Source organism: Streptomyces sp. NPDC003327 (genome assembly GCF_053589515.1).
In genome coordinates this window covers 114017-129881 of the sequence record NZ_JBSFSA010000003.1, presented here as the reverse complement: position 1 = coordinate 129881, position 15865 = coordinate 114017, and the positions used below count along the sequence as shown (strand labels likewise).

Below are 15865 nucleotides of genomic sequence, written 5' to 3'. Positions count from 1 at the left end.
GTCAGGCCGGGAACCTGCGGTCCACCCACCGCCAGGACAGCTCCAGGAGCGTCGCGCCAGCCGCGGCGACGGCGACCGCCGTCCACGGCATCGTCACGCCCACCAGCTTCAGGGCGAAGAAGTCCTGGAGCCAGGGGACGACCAGGACGAGCAGGAAGCCGCCGGCCATGGCGGCGACCAGGGCGAGGCGCCACCACGTGTAGGGGCGGGCGATGATCGCGAGGACCCACAGGGAGACCAGGAACAGCGTCAGGGTGGCGGCGCTGGTCTCGGCGGCGAGCGCGTCCGGGCCCGTGTAGTGGTGGCGGGCCAGCAGATAGGTGGCGAAGGTGGCCGCGCCGGCGACGACGCCGCCGGGGATCGCGTACCGCATGACGCGGCGGACGAAGTGCGGGCGGGCGCGCTCCTTGTTGGGCGCGAGGGCCAGGAAGAAGGCCGGGACGCCGATGGTCAGGGTGGAGAGCAGGGTCAGGTGCCGGGGCAGGAAGGGGTACTCGACCTGGGAGACGACCACCAGGATCGCCAGGAGGACGGAGTAGACCGTCTTGGTGAGGAAGAGGGTGGCGACCCGGGTGATGTTGCCGATGACCCGTCGGCCCTCGGCGACCACGGACGGCAGGGTGGCGAAGCTGTTGTTCAGGAGGACGATCTGGGCGACGGCCCGGGTGGCCTCCGACCCCGAGCCCATGGAGACGCCGATGTCGGCGTCCTTGAGGGCGAGGACGTCGTTGACGCCGTCGCCGGTCATGGCGACGGTGTGGCCGCGGGACTGCAGGGCGGCGACCATGTCCCGCTTCTGCTGCGGGGTGACCCGGCCGAAGACCGCGTTGTCGTCCAGGACCTTCGCCATCTCCTCCCGCTCGGCGGGGAGCCGGCGGGCGTCGACCGTGTGGTCGGCGCCGGGCAGGCCGAGCTTGCCGGCGACGGCGCCGACGGAGACGGCGTTGTCGCCGGAGATGACCTTGGCGGCGACGTCCTGGTCGGCGAAGTAGGCGAGGGTGCCGGCGGCGTCGGGCCGCAGCCGCTGCTCCAGGACGACGAGGGCGGTGGGCCGGGCGTCGGTGGCGACCTCGGGCGAGTCGAGGTCGTGGACGGTACGGGCGAGCAGGAGGACCCGCAGGCCCTGCTCGTTGAGGTGGTCGATCTCGTCGAGGACCGGGTGCCCCGCCGCGAGGAGGACGTCGGGGGCGCCGAGCAGCCAGGTGGAGTCCTCGCCGTCGCCCTCGCTGAAGGCGGCGCCGCTGTACTTGCGGGCGGAGGAGAACGGCAGCGACTCGGTGCAGCGCCACTCCTCGGCGGCGGGGTAGGCGTCGATGACGGCCCGGAGGCTGGCGTTGGGACGCGGGTCGGACTCGCCGAGGGCGCCGAGCACCTTCCGTACGTAGGCCTCGTCGGCGCCGTCGAGCGTACGGAGTCCGGTGACGTCCATGCCGCCCTCGGTGAGGGTGCCGGTCTTGTCGAGGCAGACGACGTCGACGCGGGCGAGGCCCTCGATGGCGGGGAGTTCCTGGACGAGGCACTGCTTCCGGCCGAGCCGGACGACGCCGATGGCGAAGGCGACGGAGGTGAGGAGGACGAGGCCCTCGGGGATCATCGGGACGATGCCGCCGACGGTCCGCGCGACGGAGTTCCTGAGGTCGGTGTCCTTGACGACGAGCTGGCTGATGACGAGCCCGAGCGCGGTCGGGACCATCATCCAGGTCACGTACTTGAGGATGGTGGAGATGCCGGAGCGCAGCTCGGAGTGGACGAGGGTGAAGCGGGAGGCCTCCTCGGCGAGCTGGGCGGCGTAGGCCTCGCGGCCGACCTTGGTGGCGGTGAAGGCGCCGCCGCCCGCGACGACGAACGACCCGGACATCACCGGGTCGCCGGGGCGCTTCACGACGGGGTCGGCCTCGCCGGTGAGGAGGGACTCGTCGATCTCCAGGCCGTCGGCCTCGGCGACGACCCCGTCCACGACGGCCTTGTCGCCGGGGCCGAGTTCGACGAGGTCGCCGAGGACGATCTCGGAGGTGGAGAGCTCGGCGGCGACGCCGTCGCGGCGGACGGTGGGTTTCGCCTCGCCGATGACGGCGAGCCCGTCGAGGGTCTTCTTGGCGCGGAGTTCCTGGATGATGCCGATGCCGGTGTTGGCGACGATCACGAAGCCGAAGAGGCTGTCCTGGATCGGCGCGACGACGAGCATGATCACCCACAGGACGCCGATGATCGCGTTGAAGCGGGTGAGGACGTTGCCGCGGATGATGTCGGCGGTGGAGCGGGAGCTGCGGACGGGTACGTCGTTGACCTCGCCGCGTGCGACGCGTTCGGCGACCTCGGCCGAGGTGAGACCGCCGGGGCGGTGGACGACGGGTGGCTCCGCCGCCGCGGTCGCGCTGCCGTCCGAGTCGATCTTCGCCTGCTGCGTCATGTTTTCGACGTTACGACCGGAGCCGACCGTTCACCCGCCGAAAAGGGGCAGGATCCGACCGCGGGATGACCAGGATCCTCCCCTGGTGCTACGCGTCGGGCGCACCCTGCGGGGTGCCGGTGCCGGTGCCGGTGCCAGTGCCGGTGTGGGTGCCGCCGCGTGCCGCCGCCTCGTGGCGCTTGATCGCCGCGTCCCGCTTCCGTACGTACCAGATGCCGATGAGGCCGAGGCCCGCGCCGGCCAGGCAGGTCCACACCCACCAGGTCAGGTCCCGGTCGTCGAACCAGCCGTAGAAGGGGACCTGGACGAGGAAGAGGACGAACCAGAGGATCGTGCCGCCGGTGATGGTGGCGACGACGGGCCCCTCCAGGGGCTCGGGTGCCTCGTGCTTCGGTGTCCACTTCGCCATGCGGCTCAGTCTAGGTGGCGCGTCCAGTCGGTCCGGTTCGGTGGTCTACGCGCGGAGATGGACGCTCGCTCGTTCATGTGTTCATACTGAAACGGTTTGCCTCCGGCGGGTTTCTTTCGTATGAACCGCCAAATTTGACCCATACGAGGACAGCCATGAGCACCACGGCCACCGCCAAGGCCACTTCCCCCGAGCCGGAATCCCCCCGGGAACCGACCTCGGCCGTCGACCGCTTCTTCCGGATCTCCGAGCGCGGCTCCACCGTCGCCCGCGAGGTCCGCGGAGGGTTCGCCACCTTCTTCGCGATGGCCTACATCATCGTGCTGAACCCGATCATCCTCGGCAGCGCCAAGGACATGTACGGGCACCAGCTCGACAGCGGCCAGCTGGTCACGGCCACCGTCCTGACGGCGGCCTTCTCCACCCTCCTCATGGGGGTGATCGGCAACGTCCCGATCGCGCTCGCCGCCGGACTCGGCGTCAACACGGTCGTCGCGCTCCAGCTCGCGCCGCAGATGTCGTGGCCGGACGCCATGGGCATGGTCGTCCTCGCCGGCGTCGTCGTGATGCTCCTCGTCGCGACCGGTCTGCGCGAGCGCGTCATGAACGCCGTTCCCAGCGGACTGCGCAAGGGCATCGCGATCGGCATCGGCCTCTTCATCATGCTGATCGGCCTCGTCGACTCGGGCTTCGTCTCCCGCATCCCCGACGCCGCGCACACCACCGTCCCGCTCCAGCTCGGCGGCAGCGGCCACCTCGACGGCTGGCCGGTCCTCGTCTTCGTCCTCGGCACGCTGCTCACCCTGGCGCTGATCGTCCGCAAGGTGCCGGGCGCGATCCTCATCTCGATCGTCGTCATGACGATCGTGGCCATGGTGATCAACGCGGTCGCGACGGTCCCGTCCTGGGGTCTGACCACCCCGGAGTGGCCGGGCAACCCGGTCGCCTCGCCCGACTTCGGGCTCGTCGGCGAGGTCAGCCTCTTCGGCGGCTTCGAGAAGGTCGGCGTCCTCACCGGCGTCCTCTTCGTCTTCACCGTGCTGCTGTCCTGCTTCTTCGACGCCATGGGCACGATCCTCGGCGTCGGCGACGAGGCCAAGCTGATGGACAAGGACGGCAACTTCCCGGGCATCAACAAGGTCCTCCTCGTGGACGGCCTGGCCGTCGCCTCCGGCGGCGCCACCTCCTCCTCCGCCACCACCTGCTTCGTGGAGTCCACGGCGGGCGTCGGCGAGGGCGCGCGCACCGGCCTCGCCTCGGTGGTGACCGGCGGTCTCTTCTCGGTCGCGCTGTTCCTGACGCCGCTGGCCACGATGGTCCCGTCCCAGGCGGCCACGCCCGCGCTGCTCGCGGTCGGCTTCCTGATCCTGGCCGGTTCGGTCAAGGAGATCGACTGGAGCGACCACACCATCGCGGTGCCGGCGTTCCTGGCGATGGTGATGATGCCGTTCACGTACTCGATCACGAACGGCATCGGCATCGGCTTCATCGCCTTCAGCGTGCTGCGGCTCGCGGCCGGGCGGGGCCGCGAGGTCCCGGTCGCCATGTACGTCGTGTCGGCGGTCTTCGTCTTCTACTACGCGATGCCGGCGCTGGGCCTCACCTGACCGGCGCGGGGTCCGCCCGATCGCCGGGCCTCACCCGATCGGCGCGGGGTCCTGCGGGCCGTCGGCCGTCCCGTAGAACTTCTCCGTCTCGTCGACGGCGGTCTGGAACCGCTCGTCGAAATCCTCGCGAATGAGCGTCCGGACGACATAGTCCTGGACGCTCATTCCTCTTTTCGCGGCGTGGCTCCTGAGCCGGTCGAGCAGCTCACCGTCCATGCGCAGGCTGAGCACTGTCGATCCCATGCCGTTCAGAGTCGGGGCAGCCGGGGCTCCTTTGCGTCACTTTCCGGATCTGACTCACTCGTTTGGGTGATACATCGATGCCCGGGTGTGATCCCCGCGACGTTCCGGTGTGCCCAGTGGTACTTAGCGAGAGTAATGAGTTAGGCTAACGACTATGCCAGATCTGTCCCACGGGACCGTCGAGGACACCGAAGCCGTGAACGCGCTCCGCTCCTCCGTCATGCGGCTCGGCCGACGCCTCAAGCACCAGCGCGTCGACGAGTCGCTGAGCCCGACCGAGATGTCGGTGCTCGGCACCCTGTCCCTTTGCGGTTCGGCCACCCCCGGTGAGCTGGCCCGCAAGGAGCACGTGCAGCCGCCGTCGATGACCCGCATCGTGGCGCTGCTCGAAGCCAAGGGACTGGTCCGGCTGGAGCCTCACCCCGACGACCGTCGGCAGAAGGTGGTCAGCATGACCGAGCAGGCCGAGGCCATGCTCGACGAGTCCCGCCGCAAGCGGAACGCCTGGCTGGCCGCCCTCGCCGAGGGCCTGGACGAGGGCGAGTGGGCCACGCTGCGCGCCGCCGCCCCCGTCCTGGAGAAGCTCGCGCACCTGCCCCCCTCCACCCGGGGGTGACCACGACCGCAGCCGAGGAGGCGACGCACTTTGAGTACGGGATCCGGAGCAGACTCCGCCCCCGTCCATAAACCCGACACCGACACCCGCCGGGACCGAGGAACCTTCTCCTCGCTCTCGATCCGGAACTACCGGCTGTTCTTCACCGGAGCGATCGTCTCCAACACCGGTACGTGGATGGCCCGGATCACCCAGGACTGGCTGGTCCTGAGCCTCACCGGCTCCGCCGCCGCGGTGGGCATCACCACCGCCCTCCAGTTCCTGCCCATGCTGCTCTTCGGCCTGTACGGGGGAGTGGTCGCCGACCGCTACCCGAAGCGCCGGCTGCTCCTCGCCAGCCAGGCGGCCCTGGGCCTCTGCGGCCTCGCGCTCGCCGCGCTCACCCTCTCCGGACACGTCCAGGTCTGGCACGTCTACCTGATCGCCTTCCTCCTGGGCATGGTGACCGTCGTCGACAACCCGGCCCGGCAGACCTTCGTCGCCGAGATGGTCGGACCGCACCAGCTGCGCAACGCCGTCTCCCTGAACTCGGCGAACTTCCAGTCCGCGCGGCTGATCGGCCCCGCCGTCGCCGGCGTCCTCATCGCCGGGATCGGCAGCGGCTGGGCGTTCCTGCTCAACGGCCTGTCGTTCGCCGCCCCGATCGTCGGCCTGCTGCTCATCCGCACGAGCGAGCTGCACAAGGTGGAGCGCGCCCCGCGCGGCAAGGGCCAGCTGCGGGAGGGCCTGCGGTACGTGGCCGGGCGCCCCGACCTGCTCTGGCCGATCGTCCTCGTGGGCTTCGTCGGCACCTTCGGGTTCAACTTCCCGATCTGGCTGACGGCCTTCTCGGAGGAGGTCTTCCACGTCGGCGCCGGTTCGTACGGCTTCCTCAACACCCTGATGGCGGCCGGCTCCCTCGTGGGCGCCCTCGCCGCCGCCCGCCGCGGCTCCACCCGGCTGCGGATGCTGGTGGTCGCCGCGGGCGTCTTCGGCGTCCTGGAGGTCGCGGCCGCGCTGTCGCCGACGTTCTGGGTCTTCGCCCTGCTGCTCGTCCCGATCGGCACGATCGGCCTGACGGTCAACATCACCGCGAACGCGGCCGTCCAGATGGCCACCGACCCCGTCATGCGGGGCCGCGTCATGAGCCTCTACATGATGGTCTTCGCGGGCGGCACCCCCATCGGCGCTCCGCTCCTCGGCTGGGTCACCGACACCTACGGCGCCCGTACGGGCTTCGCCGTCGGCGGCCTGATCTCCCTGGCGGCCGCGGTCGTGGTGGGCCTGGTCCTGGCGCGGGTCGGCGGCCTGAAGGTCGCCCTGGGCTGGCACCACGGCCACCCGCGGGTCCGCTTCGTACCGCGGGCGGCACGCGAGAACCTGGCGACGGCGGCGTGACGCGCACGGCGTGACGCGTACGGCGTGACCCGGGGGGCGGGACCCGGCCTTCCGGGCCCCGCCCCCTCCGCGCGTGCCGACGGACGCGTTGCCGACGGACGCGTTGCCGACGGGCGCCGCTCAGGCCCGCCGCTCAGACCCGGCGCTCCAGCACCTGCCCCTGCCAGTCGCCCACCGCGAATGGCTCGGTCCGGGTGAAGCCCTGACCCTCGTAGTACGCGATCAGGCGCCCCTCGCTGCCCGCGAAGCAGTCCACCCGCAGCAGTGACACCCCCTGCCGCCGGGTCTCCTCCGCCGCGTGCGCGAGCAGCGCCGCGCCCACCCCGTGGCCGTGGAACCGCGCGTCGGTCGCGAGCAGCCGTACGTACACCTCGGGCTCGTCGGCCGGTGCGACGTGCTTGCCGGGGAACGGGGTCAGGGTCATCGTCCCCGCCGCCACCCCGTCGACCTCGGCGATCCACGGATCGCCCTCCGCCACCGTCTCCTCGACCTGCGCCACCGCCTTCGGCCGCCCGGAGAAGGACTCCGTGCCCCACTGGGCGGTGATCCCCCTGCCGTTCAGCCACACCACGGCGCTGTCCAATATCGCGAGCATCGCGGGGATGTCCTCCACCCCGGCCTTACGGATCTTCATCCGGCGAGGCTAGCCCGCCGCCGGCGTCGTACAACCCTTCGAGGGAGCGGTGAGTCGTTACGGGTAATCAGCGAAGTTGGGGGAGGAACACACCTTGCGTACTGCTTTGTCGCGCCGTCGTGTCGCGGTGTCGGTCGGTCTGGTGATGGCCGTCGTCGCGGCCGCGCCCGTTCTCGCCCCGGCGGCCACGGCCGCCCCCGCGTCCACGACCACCACGGCCACCACCGCGCCGGTCCCGGTCCCGTTCCTGGCGTCGGGCGGCGCCCTGAAGGGCGCGGGAGCCACCGGGTTCCTCAGTGTGGACGCCGACGGGAAGGCGCGCTGGACGCGGTACGCGGACGGCGTCTCGACCCTCATCCCGACGGGCGCGTACGAGACCGCCTACGGCTCCGGCCCCGGCTCGGACACCGTGGTTGTCGCGCGGCACGCCGCCCACCGGCACTACACCGAGTACGTCACGGTGTACGACATGGCGACGGGCGCCGCGCCCGTCACCGTCGCCATGCTCGGCCCCACCGCCCCCGTCAGCGGATTCCTCGTGGGAGCCGTGGGCTCGACCCTCGTCGTGGACGACGACGGCCGCACCTCCCTCGCCGACGTGGCCCGGAACGGCGCCGTGACCGTCCGTCAGGCCACCGGCGGACCCGAGAGCCAGCCCGGCTTCGACGTCGCCGACACGCTGCCCGGCGCGGCCCTCGTCGGCTATTCCGACTACCAGGGCAACGGCCTGGGAATCGCGGTCGTCGACCTCGCCACCGCCGCGTACACCGAGAAGTACTCGCGGCCGCTCGTCGGGACGTACCGCCCGAGGCTCGAAATCCTCTCGTCGAACCGCGTCCTGTGGACGGAGCACACCGACGGCAAGACCGTCCTCGCCTCGGTGGTCCGGGGCACCCAGGCCGTCGAGCGGACCCCGCTCGGCCCCGACGACCAGGCCCACCTCGTCGGCGGTGTCGTCGGCGACTGGCTCGCCTTCGGCTCCGTCGGCCCGAGCGACGCCCCCACCCCCTGGCACGCCTTCACCGCCCGCTCGCTGACGGACGGCACGACCGTCCCGCTCCTCGACCACGCGACGAGCGTGACGAAGGGGTCCGACGGCGCGCTGCTCGCCTTCGGCACCACCGCCGCGCACGGCAAGGGCGTCTACCGGATCGCGCTCGGGGCCGACGGGCGCCCGGCCGCCGAGCTGGTCGCCTCCACCGGCGAGACCAACGGCGGCACCACCCCCCTCACGTACGTCGGCACCAACGTCCCGGCCACCCTCCGGCTCGACGGCGTCGCGAGGACCCGCATGTCCTGGAGGTTCTCCACGACCGAGGCCGACCTGGACGTCGAGTTCACGCACAAGGCGTCGTCCCGGCGCTTCACCCAGTCCGTCCGGCCCGCCACGACGGGCACCGGGGCCTTCCCGGACGGCTCGCTCGGCATCGACTGGGCCGGGGTCCTCGGGCAGTACCCCGGACGGATCGAGGAGGGCGCCCTCAACGGCGCGTACGACTGGAAGGTGACGGCCAGGCCCTGGAACGGCATGCCGTCGGTCACCGCCACCGGCACCTTCGAGGTGACCCGCACGCCGAAGGTCCACGACTACACCGACAACGGCTCGCCCGACCTGATCCTGCGCCCGGCGGACGGTTACCTCGACCGGGTCGACACCCTCTGGGACGACACCGCCAAGCGGCTCGTCCCGGCCCGCCCCGGCTGGGCGGGCAGCACCGGCTCCGGGAACTGGAACGCGTACGACCGCATCGAGTCCGCCGGCGACCTGGCGGGCTCCACCGCCCCCGACGTCATCAGCCGGGACCGGAGCGGCGTCCTCTGGCTCCACCTGGGCAACAAGGGCGGCTTCATCGAGCAGCCCCGCAAGGTCGGCGTCGGCTGGGACGGCTACAACCTCTTCGCGAGCGGCAGCGACGTGACCGGCGACGGCCGCGCCGACCTGCTCGCCGTCGACAAGAACGGCGCCCTCGACCTGTACCGCGGGACCGGGTACGCCTCGATGCCGTTCGGCCGGTTCAGGACGATCGGCGTGGGCTGGGGCATCTACAACGACATCACCGCCGTCGGGAACGTCGCGGGCGCCCCCGCGGGCGACCTCGTCGCCCGGGACCGGGCCGGAGTCCTCTGGCTGTACCTCGGCAAGGGCGACGGCACGTTCGCTCCCCGGATCAGGATCGGCGGCGGCCGGCAGGCGTACGGCCAGATCGTCGGCATCGGCGACGCGAACAAGGACGGCCGCCCCGACCTGTACGCCAGGACCCCCGGCAACACCGCGTACTTCTACGCCGGTACGGGCAGCTGGCGCGCCCCCTTCGCCCCGCGCGCCGCGACCGAGGTGGGGGTCGCCCGGCCCGGGACGACGTACAGCCAGGTCTTCTGACCGGGGCGCCGGCCCGGGGCTCGTCCGGGCCTCGGCCCGGGGCTCCCTCCGAGTGGGGACCCGGGCTGCCAGACTCTCCCCATGAGGCTCTTCGCCGCCGTCCTGCCGCCCCCGGAGCGGCTCGCCGAACTCGCGCACGCCGTGGACCGGCTCCATCGGCTGCCCGGGGCCGACGGGCTGCGGTGGACCTCGCGGCCCGGCTGGCACTTCACCCTCGCCTTCATGGGGGAGGTCGACGACGCCCTCCTGCCCGACCTCCGGGCCCGGCTCGCCCGCGCCGCCCACCGCACGCCGCCGTTCCCGCTGCGGCTCCACGGCGGCGGGCACTTCGGGCGGCGCGCCCTGTGGGTGGGGGCCGCCGGGGGCCTGGACGAGCTGCGGCTGCTCGCCGAGCGGGCCGACGCGGCCGCCCGGCGGGCCGGGGTCGCGATGGACGAGCACCGCCGCTACCAGGCGCACCTGTCGGTGGCCCGGGCCCGCGGCGGGGCGGACGCCGTCGACCTGCGCCCCTTCGTGGACGCGCTGGCCGGCTTCGAGGGCACCCGCTGGGAGATCAGCGAGCTGGCGCTCGTCCGCTCGAACCTCCCGGTGAGCGGGGTGCCGGGGGAGCGGCCCCGGTACGAGACGGTGGACGCCTGGCCCCTGGAGGGGCGCGGAGAGCGCTCGGGTTAACCTCGACGGGTGGACCCGAAGACTCGTAACCGGATCATGGCCGGTGTGCTCGTACTGATGTTCGCGATCATCGCGGTGGCCTCGGTGACGGGACAGTAGCCCGCCGTTCCCCCGCCTCCCTCGCCCCGTTCCCGTGCCCGGGCACCCCCTTGCTTCGAGCGCGCTCGAACGAGTTGGGTGGAGTGCCATGGAGTACACGCAGCTCGGACGCACCGGACTCAAGGTCAGCCGACTCGTCCTCGGGACGATGAACTTCGGACCGCAGACGGACGAACCCACCAGCCACGCCCTCATGGACGCGGCGCTCGACGCGGGGCTCAACTTCTTCGACACGGCGAACGTCTACGGGCAGACCGCGGGCAAGGGGCGCACGGAGGAGATCATCGGCTCCTGGTTCGCCAAGGACCCGTCCCACCGCGACAAGGTGGTCCTCGCCACCAAGATGTACGGCCACATGGGCGAGGACGCGCCGGCCTGGCCCAACCACGACAAGCTCTCCGCCGTGAACATCCGGCGCGCCGTCGAGGGCAGCCTGCGGCGGCTCGGCACCGATCACATCGACGTCTACCAGTTCCACCACGTCGACCGGGCGACGCCCTTCGAGGAGATCTGGCAGGCCGTCGACGTCCTGGTCCAGCAGGGCAAGATCCTCTACGCGGGCTCGTCGAACTTCCCCGGCTACAAGATCGCCCAGGCCAACGAGGCCGCCGCCCGGCGCGGCACGCTCGGCCTGGTCAGCGAGCAGTGCCACTTCAACCTCCACGAGCGGCGCGCCGAGATGGAGGTGATCCCGGCGGCCCAGGAGTACGGCGTCGGCGTCATCCCCTGGTCCCCGCTGGCCGGCGGCCTCCTCGGCGGCGTCATCGGCAAGGAGGCCCGGGAGGGCCGCCGCGCCGGGGGCCGGACCGCCGCCGCGCTCACCGACCCCGCGGTGCGGGCCCGCGTGCAGGCGTACGAGGACCTGCTCGACAAGCACGGTCTCGAACCGGGCGAGACGGCCCTGGCCTGGCTGCTGACCCGGCCCGGCGTGACGGGCCCGATCGTCGGCCCGCGCACGCCCGAGCAGCTGGCGAGCGCGCTGCGCGCCCTGGAGGTGGAGCTGTCGGAGGAGGTCCTCGCCGGTCTCGACGAGATCTTCCCCGGCCCGGGCCCGGCCCCGGAGGCCTTCGCCTGGTGAGTTCGCTCAGGACGTCCCGAGCCAGCTCGTGGCGTCCAGGCGGAACGTCGTCTCGGCGGGGACGACGTTCCGCAGGGCGGCCTCCAGGTCGCGGACGCGGTCCGCGCCGAGGATCGCCGTCCACTCGGCCCGCAGCTCGTCGAAGACGGCGGCGGAGCGGGCGAGGGCCGCGCGGCCGTGCGGGGTGAGGCGGACGAGTTTGCGCCGGGCGTCGGCGGGGTCGTCGGCGCGCTCCGCGTAGCCGAGGGCGAGGAGCCGGTCGACGGTCTTGCCCGCGGCCTGTTTGGAGACGCCGAGCCGGCGGCCGATCTCGCTTGCGGTGGCGCCGTGGGCGCCGATGGCCTGCATGGCGAAGCCGTGGGCGGGGCGCAGGTCGGGGTGGCCCTCGTCGGCGAGACGGGCGTGGAGCTTGTCGATGAGGGTGCGGAAGCCGCCGAAGAGCAGCAGGGGCAGCTCGTAGCCCCGGCTGGGCTCGCCGCCCGCGCCGGGACCGCCCTGGTCCGGCCCGCCCCCGGATTTTCCCTTGCGGGGATCGACAACCTGGTTTACGTTTTCTCCGTCGACATGGTCAACCATGTTGTCCATTCTATCGGTCGTCCGCCCAGGGGGAGCCTTGCCCACAGACCTGTCCGCGCCCACAGACCTGTCCGCCCGCACCGCCGCCGCTGTCGCCCTGCTCAAGGAGTCGCCCGAGACCCTCGACGGCTTCCTCGCGCTCCGCGACCTCTTCGCCGCCACCACCCTCGACCCGCACGCCCGCGAGACCGTCGTCCTCACCGTCGCCCACCGCCACCAGTGCCACCTCTGCGTGGACGTGCACGAGGCCGAGATGGCCGGCCTCGGTCCGGCGCCCGACGCCGAACGCCTCGACGCCGTACGCCGGTTCACGCTCCAGGTGCTCGCCTCGTCCGGCGCGGTGAGCGACGCGGACCTCGACGCCTTCGAGGCCGCCGGGTTCACCCGCCGCAACGCCCTGGAGGTCGTCCTCGGCGTCGGCGCGTACACGCTCTCCACGTTCGCGAACCGCCTGGTCCGCGCCGCCTGACGGGGCCGCCCGACGGGGCCGGCCGGCGAACCGCCTTCGGTCAGGCGGCGGCGGTGTACGGGCCGCCGAGCCCCCACGCCTGGTGCATCGCCCCGGCGAAGGCCGCCGCCAGCTTGTGCTCGCCGCTCGGCCCCGGGTGCGTGCCGTCGTAGGTGTCCGTCCCGAGGTCGTACGACTCCGGGACCGACGCGAGCAGCAGCGGCGAGGCGGCCGTGTCGAGGTCGGCGACCGCCTTCGCGAGGAGCGCGTTGAAGCGGGCGCACTCGGCGGCGAAGGGCGCGTCGTAGGTGGCGCGGACGTTGGGGATGACCGGCAGCAGCACCGCCCGGACGCGCGGGTTCGCGGCGCGGGCCGCAGCCACGAACGCCCGCACGTTCTCCTCGGTCTGGTCGCTGTTCGTGTAGAAGCCGAGGTCGATCAGGCCCAGCGACACGAGCAGCACGTCCGCGCGGGTGGCCGCCACGGTCCCGCCGATCACGGGCGCCATGTGCAGCCAGCCCTCGCCCCAGCCGGCCAGGTGGCGGCGGGCGGGGGCGGGGAAGGCCGGGTCGGCGTAGGCATCCGAGGACGGGGCGTCGGCGGCCGGGTCGTACAGGCCCGTGCGGGGGCCGACGATCTCGTACGGGCCCGGCAGCGTGGCCTCCAGGTGCTGCCACATGCGGTGCCGCCAGGTCCAGTCGCCGGCGCGTCCGATGGTCATGCTGTCGCCGACGAACAGAAAACGCATGGTCACATCATCCCGGACCGCGTCCCGCACCTGCGACGTGATCCCGACCACGGGCGCCGGGCGGCCTCGGAACGAAGCCAGGCCCTCAGGCCGCCAGGAAGGCGCCCACCGTCCCCGCGAACCACTCCGCGTCGTCGTGCCACGGGAAGTGCCCGCCCCGCTCCAGGACGGCGGCCTCGGCCTCCGGGAACAGCCCCGCGTAGGCGGTCGCCGTCGGCACCGGCGTGTTCGCGTCGCCCTCGCCCGCGACCACCAGGACCGGCCCCGGGTGCGCGGCGCACGCCGCCCGCGTCGCCGCCGGGTCGTACGCGCCCTCGGCCCCGAACACCGCGCCCGCCTCGCCGTTCCGCCGCCGGGCGTTGCCGGCGTGCCGCTCGCGCGCCGCCTCGTCCCACGTCCCGTGGAAGAACGGCACGACCCGCTGGAACGTCTCCGCGTCGCCGCGCCCCGCCGTCACCTCCTCCAGCGCCGCGTAAGCGTCGGGGAACCACGGTTCCGCGCTCCGCAGCCGCGCCGCCGCGAGACGCTCCTCCGCGGGCGTGTCGATCCCGACGGCCGCCGTCCCCGGCGTGACGAGGACCAGCCGCCCCACCCGCTCCGGGTGCCGGGTCAGGTACAGCGCGGCCAGGTTCGCCCCCGCCGAGTGGGCCAGCAGGTCGAGGGCGTCGAGCCCGAGGTGGACCCGCAGCGCCTCCACGTCGGCGACGAGGCGGTCGCAGCGGTACGAGGAGGGGTCCTCCGGCACCGCGGAGGCGCCCGAGCCGCGCAGGTCGAGCCGGACCAGCCGGTGCCGGGCCGCGAGGCCGCCCAGGTCGCCGAAGTAGGCGGAGTCCTGGAAGGGGCCGCCGGGGAGGCAGACGAGCGGGGTCCCGGTGGCCGGGCCGGAGTCGTGGAAGGCGAGCGCGGTGCCGTCGGCGGCGGTGAAGGTGGGCATGGTCGCGACCATGACAGCGCCCCCGGTGCAGGTCAAACCGGTTTTCCCGGCGCCGTGGCAGGCTTGGAGGCATGCGATCAGCTCTGTGCGCCCTCGGCGCCGCCGCGGCCCTGGCGCTGCTCCCGGCCGGACACGCCCGCGCCGAAGGGCAGGACCCCGACCGGGACTTCACGATCCGGGACGCGCGGATCACCGAATCCAGCGGTCTCGCCGCGAGCCGCGCCCACCCCGGGATCTACTGGACGCACAACGACCAGGACGCGCCCCTGGTCTACGGCATCGACTCCCGTACGGGCGAGACGGTGGCGACCCTGACGATGACCGGGGTCGGCACCCCCCGCGACATGGAGGCCATCGCCGTCGGCCCGGACGGGGACATCTGGGTCGGCGACATCGGCGACAACCTCGACGGCTCCTGGGACCACGTCTGGCTCTACCGCTTCCCCGAGCCGAAGGTCCTCGGCGACCGCACCGTGCGGGCCGTGCAGTACGACGTGGAGTACGCCGACGGGCCGCGCGACGCCGAGGCCCTGATGGTCCATCCGAAGACCGGCCGGGTCTACATCGCGAGCAAGAAGCAGAGCGGCGGCGGCCTCTACGCGGGTCCCGAGCGGCTCTCGGACAGGGACACCAACGTCTTCCGGCGCATCGGCGAGGTGCCGTGGGTGACCGACGGCGCCTTCTCGCCCGACGGCGAACACCTCACCCTGCGCGGATACTTGGGCGCGAGCGAGTACGCGTGGAAGGACGGCCGCCCCGAGGGCGACGGCGCCTCGGTCGGTGCCCCCTTCCAGGGGCAGGCGGAGTCGGTGACGTACACGACCGACGGTTCGGCCCTGATGTTCGGCTCGGAGGGCCGCGAGAGCCGCGTCGTACGCGTCGACCGCCGCGGCGCCGAGACGCCCCCCTCCGGCACCGGCCCCGGCTCCCCCTCGGGGGCGCCGTCCGGCGGCGCGACCGCGCGGCCCGGTGCGGCGACGGCGGACCCGGCGGCCGGGGGCAACGCCACGACCGGCTTCCTCGTCCTGGCCGGCGCCACCGTCCTCGTCCTCGGCGTCAAACGCCTGCTCCGCCGCGGCTGACCTGCGGTTTCCCGCTCCCCGCCCGCCCCCGCCCCGCTCCCGCCCCGCTCCCCGCCTGCTCGCGTCGACCGGGAGCCGCCCCGGGTCGAGACTGGAGGAGGGGCCGGAAAACCGCGGAGGAGTGCGGAGCGGAGGAAGTCATGACGTCATTCACGCGCGAGGACACCCCGGTCGCCATGGAGGGCGACGGTCTGGACTTCCGCATGCAGGAGGCAGGGGGCGACATGACCGTCGCCTTCATCCACCTCCCGCAGGGCACCGACCTGGGCCCGGCGCTCAAGGGGCTGGAGGGCGACCTCTGCCAGTGCCCGCACTGGGGCTACCTCTTCAAGGGCCGCATCAGGATGCGGACCGCCGACGGCGAGGAGACGTACGAGGCCGGGCAGGCCTACTACTGGGGCCCCGGACACGCCCCGGAGGCCCTGGAGGACAGCGACGTCGTCGAGTTCTCCCCGACCGCCGAGTTCACGGCGGTCATCGACCACGTCAAGGCGCAGGCGGCGGGCTGAGCCCCGCGACCACGGCGAACGGCGGAGACGCAGAAGGGCCCGG

General features: G+C 72.9%; 16 protein-coding genes. 9 read left to right on the top strand and 7 right to left on the bottom strand.

Features of this window, described 5'->3' with window-relative positions; all coding sequences use genetic code 11:
- Nucleotide 1 precedes the first annotated feature (1 nt).
- Entirely contained in the window at nucleotides 2–2410 is a 2409-nt protein-coding gene (locus tag ACWDVG_RS03735) for an HAD-IC family P-type ATPase (RefSeq protein ID WP_451695834.1), read from the bottom strand.
- Nucleotides 2411–2498: 88 nt separating this feature from the next.
- Complete coding sequence (locus tag ACWDVG_RS03730; protein WP_451695833.1) at nucleotides 2499–2819, bottom strand: DUF2530 domain-containing protein; 321 nt, start codon at nucleotides 2817–2819, stop codon at nucleotides 2499–2501.
- Between the two features lie 155 nt (nucleotides 2820–2974).
- Between ACWDVG_RS03730 and ACWDVG_RS03725 the strand changes: the two genes are divergently transcribed.
- On the top strand, nucleotides 2975–4426 hold the full coding sequence (locus ACWDVG_RS03725) for an NCS2 family permease (protein ID WP_451695831.1): 1452 nt from the start codon (nucleotides 2975–2977) through the stop codon (nucleotides 4424–4426).
- A 30-nt stretch (nucleotides 4427–4456) separates the two neighbouring features.
- Here the strand turns inward: ACWDVG_RS03725 and ACWDVG_RS03720 are convergent, their stop codons facing one another.
- Nucleotides 4457–4669 (bottom strand): hypothetical protein, encoded by a 213-nt coding sequence (locus tag ACWDVG_RS03720; RefSeq protein WP_451695829.1) that lies wholly within the window; start codon nucleotides 4667–4669, stop codon nucleotides 4457–4459.
- A gap of 154 nt (nucleotides 4670–4823) precedes the next feature.
- On the opposite strand from ACWDVG_RS03720, the gene ACWDVG_RS03715 reads away from it, so the two are divergent.
- Both ACWDVG_RS03715 and ACWDVG_RS03710 read left to right on the top strand, forming a co-directional pair.
- Nucleotides 4824–5285 (top strand): MarR family winged helix-turn-helix transcriptional regulator, encoded by a 462-nt coding sequence (locus tag ACWDVG_RS03715; RefSeq protein WP_451695827.1) that lies wholly within the window; start codon nucleotides 4824–4826, stop codon nucleotides 5283–5285.
- Between the two features lie 30 nt (nucleotides 5286–5315).
- Entirely contained in the window at nucleotides 5316–6662 is a 1347-nt protein-coding gene (locus ACWDVG_RS03710) for an MFS transporter (protein WP_451695825.1), read from the top strand.
- A gap of 133 nt (nucleotides 6663–6795) precedes the next feature.
- Here the strand turns inward: ACWDVG_RS03710 and ACWDVG_RS03705 are convergent, their stop codons facing one another.
- Nucleotides 6796–7296 carry an N-acetyltransferase family protein gene (locus ACWDVG_RS03705; RefSeq protein ID WP_451695823.1) on the bottom strand — a complete coding sequence of 167 codons (501 nt, stop codon included), beginning with the start codon at nucleotides 7294–7296 and terminating at the stop codon, nucleotides 6796–6798.
- 94 nt (nucleotides 7297–7390) lie between these two features.
- Here ACWDVG_RS03705 and ACWDVG_RS03700 point away from each other — a divergent pair, with 94 nt between their 5' ends.
- The 3 genes from ACWDVG_RS03700 (at nucleotide 7391) to ACWDVG_RS03690 (ending at nucleotide 11525) form a co-directional block, all read left to right on the top strand.
- Nucleotides 7391–9676, top strand: a complete 2286-nt coding sequence (locus tag ACWDVG_RS03700; protein WP_451695821.1) for an FG-GAP repeat domain-containing protein — start codon at nucleotides 7391–7393, stop codon at nucleotides 9674–9676.
- 81 nt (nucleotides 9677–9757) lie between these two features.
- Nucleotides 9758–10348, top strand: coding sequence for an RNA 2',3'-cyclic phosphodiesterase (gene thpR / locus ACWDVG_RS03695; RefSeq protein WP_451695819.1), 591 nt, complete (start codon nucleotides 9758–9760; stop codon nucleotides 10346–10348).
- 187 nt (nucleotides 10349–10535) lie between these two features.
- A complete protein-coding gene (locus tag ACWDVG_RS03690; RefSeq protein ID WP_451695817.1) occupies nucleotides 10536–11525 on the top strand; it encodes an aldo/keto reductase in 990 nt (329 codons plus the stop codon).
- 6 nt (nucleotides 11526–11531) lie between these two features.
- On the opposite strand, the gene ACWDVG_RS03685 is transcribed toward ACWDVG_RS03690, so the two are convergent.
- On the bottom strand, nucleotides 11532–12101 hold the full coding sequence (locus ACWDVG_RS03685) for a MarR family winged helix-turn-helix transcriptional regulator (protein WP_451695815.1): 570 nt from the start codon (nucleotides 12099–12101) through the stop codon (nucleotides 11532–11534).
- A gap of 37 nt (nucleotides 12102–12138) precedes the next feature.
- On the opposite strand from ACWDVG_RS03685, the gene ACWDVG_RS03680 reads away from it, so the two are divergent.
- A complete protein-coding gene (locus ACWDVG_RS03680) occupies nucleotides 12139–12570 on the top strand; it encodes a carboxymuconolactone decarboxylase family protein (protein ID WP_451695813.1) in 432 nt (143 codons plus the stop codon).
- 40 nt (nucleotides 12571–12610) lie between these two features.
- Here the strand turns inward: ACWDVG_RS03680 and ACWDVG_RS03675 are convergent, their stop codons facing one another.
- Nucleotides 12611–13297 (bottom strand): GDSL-type esterase/lipase family protein, encoded by a 687-nt coding sequence (locus ACWDVG_RS03675; RefSeq protein WP_451695812.1) that lies wholly within the window; start codon nucleotides 13295–13297, stop codon nucleotides 12611–12613.
- An 85-nt stretch (nucleotides 13298–13382) separates the two neighbouring features.
- Entirely contained in the window at nucleotides 13383–14231 is an 849-nt protein-coding gene (locus ACWDVG_RS03670; RefSeq protein ID WP_451695811.1) for an alpha/beta fold hydrolase, read from the bottom strand.
- Nucleotides 14232–14302: 71 nt separating this feature from the next.
- On the opposite strand from ACWDVG_RS03670, the gene ACWDVG_RS03665 reads away from it, so the two are divergent.
- Nucleotides 14303–15313: a WD40 repeat domain-containing protein gene (locus ACWDVG_RS03665; RefSeq protein WP_451695809.1), complete on the top strand. Its 1011-nt coding sequence runs from the start codon at nucleotides 14303–14305 to the stop codon at nucleotides 15311–15313.
- Nucleotides 15314–15453: 140 nt separating this feature from the next.
- Entirely contained in the window at nucleotides 15454–15822 is a 369-nt protein-coding gene (locus ACWDVG_RS03660; RefSeq protein ID WP_451695807.1) for a hypothetical protein, read from the top strand.
- Nucleotides 15823–15865 lie beyond the last annotated feature (43 nt).

Excerpts from the sequence above, each read along its gene's own strand:
- ACWDVG_RS03735 (WP_451695834.1), bottom strand. The coding sequence starts at position 2,410 with ATGACGCAGCAGGCGAAGATCGACTCGGACGGCAGCGCGACCGCGGCG.
- ACWDVG_RS03730 (WP_451695833.1), bottom strand. The coding sequence starts at position 2,819 with ATGGCGAAGTGGACACCGAAGCACGAGGCACCCGAGCCCCTGGAGGGG.
- ACWDVG_RS03725 (WP_451695831.1), top strand. The coding sequence starts at position 2,975 with ATGAGCACCACGGCCACCGCCAAGGCCACTTCCCCCGAGCCGGAATCC.
- ACWDVG_RS03720 (WP_451695829.1), bottom strand. The coding sequence starts at position 4,669 with ATGGGATCGACAGTGCTCAGCCTGCGCATGGACGGTGAGCTGCTCGAC.
- ACWDVG_RS03715 (WP_451695827.1), top strand. The coding sequence starts at position 4,824 with ATGCCAGATCTGTCCCACGGGACCGTCGAGGACACCGAAGCCGTGAAC.
- ACWDVG_RS03705 (WP_451695823.1), bottom strand. The coding sequence starts at position 7,296 with ATGAAGATCCGTAAGGCCGGGGTGGAGGACATCCCCGCGATGCTCGCG.
- thpR (WP_451695819.1), top strand. The coding sequence starts at position 9,758 with ATGAGGCTCTTCGCCGCCGTCCTGCCGCCCCCGGAGCGGCTCGCCGAA.
- ACWDVG_RS03690 (WP_451695817.1), top strand. The coding sequence starts at position 10,536 with ATGGAGTACACGCAGCTCGGACGCACCGGACTCAAGGTCAGCCGACTC.
- ACWDVG_RS03685 (WP_451695815.1), bottom strand. The coding sequence starts at position 12,101 with ATGGTTGACCATGTCGACGGAGAAAACGTAAACCAGGTTGTCGATCCC.
- ACWDVG_RS03675 (WP_451695812.1), bottom strand. The coding sequence starts at position 13,297 with ATGCGTTTTCTGTTCGTCGGCGACAGCATGACCATCGGACGCGCCGGC.
- ACWDVG_RS03670 (WP_451695811.1), bottom strand. The coding sequence starts at position 14,231 with ATGCCCACCTTCACCGCCGCCGACGGCACCGCGCTCGCCTTCCACGAC.
- ACWDVG_RS03665 (WP_451695809.1), top strand. The coding sequence starts at position 14,303 with ATGCGATCAGCTCTGTGCGCCCTCGGCGCCGCCGCGGCCCTGGCGCTG.
- ACWDVG_RS03660 (WP_451695807.1), top strand. The coding sequence starts at position 15,454 with ATGACGTCATTCACGCGCGAGGACACCCCGGTCGCCATGGAGGGCGAC.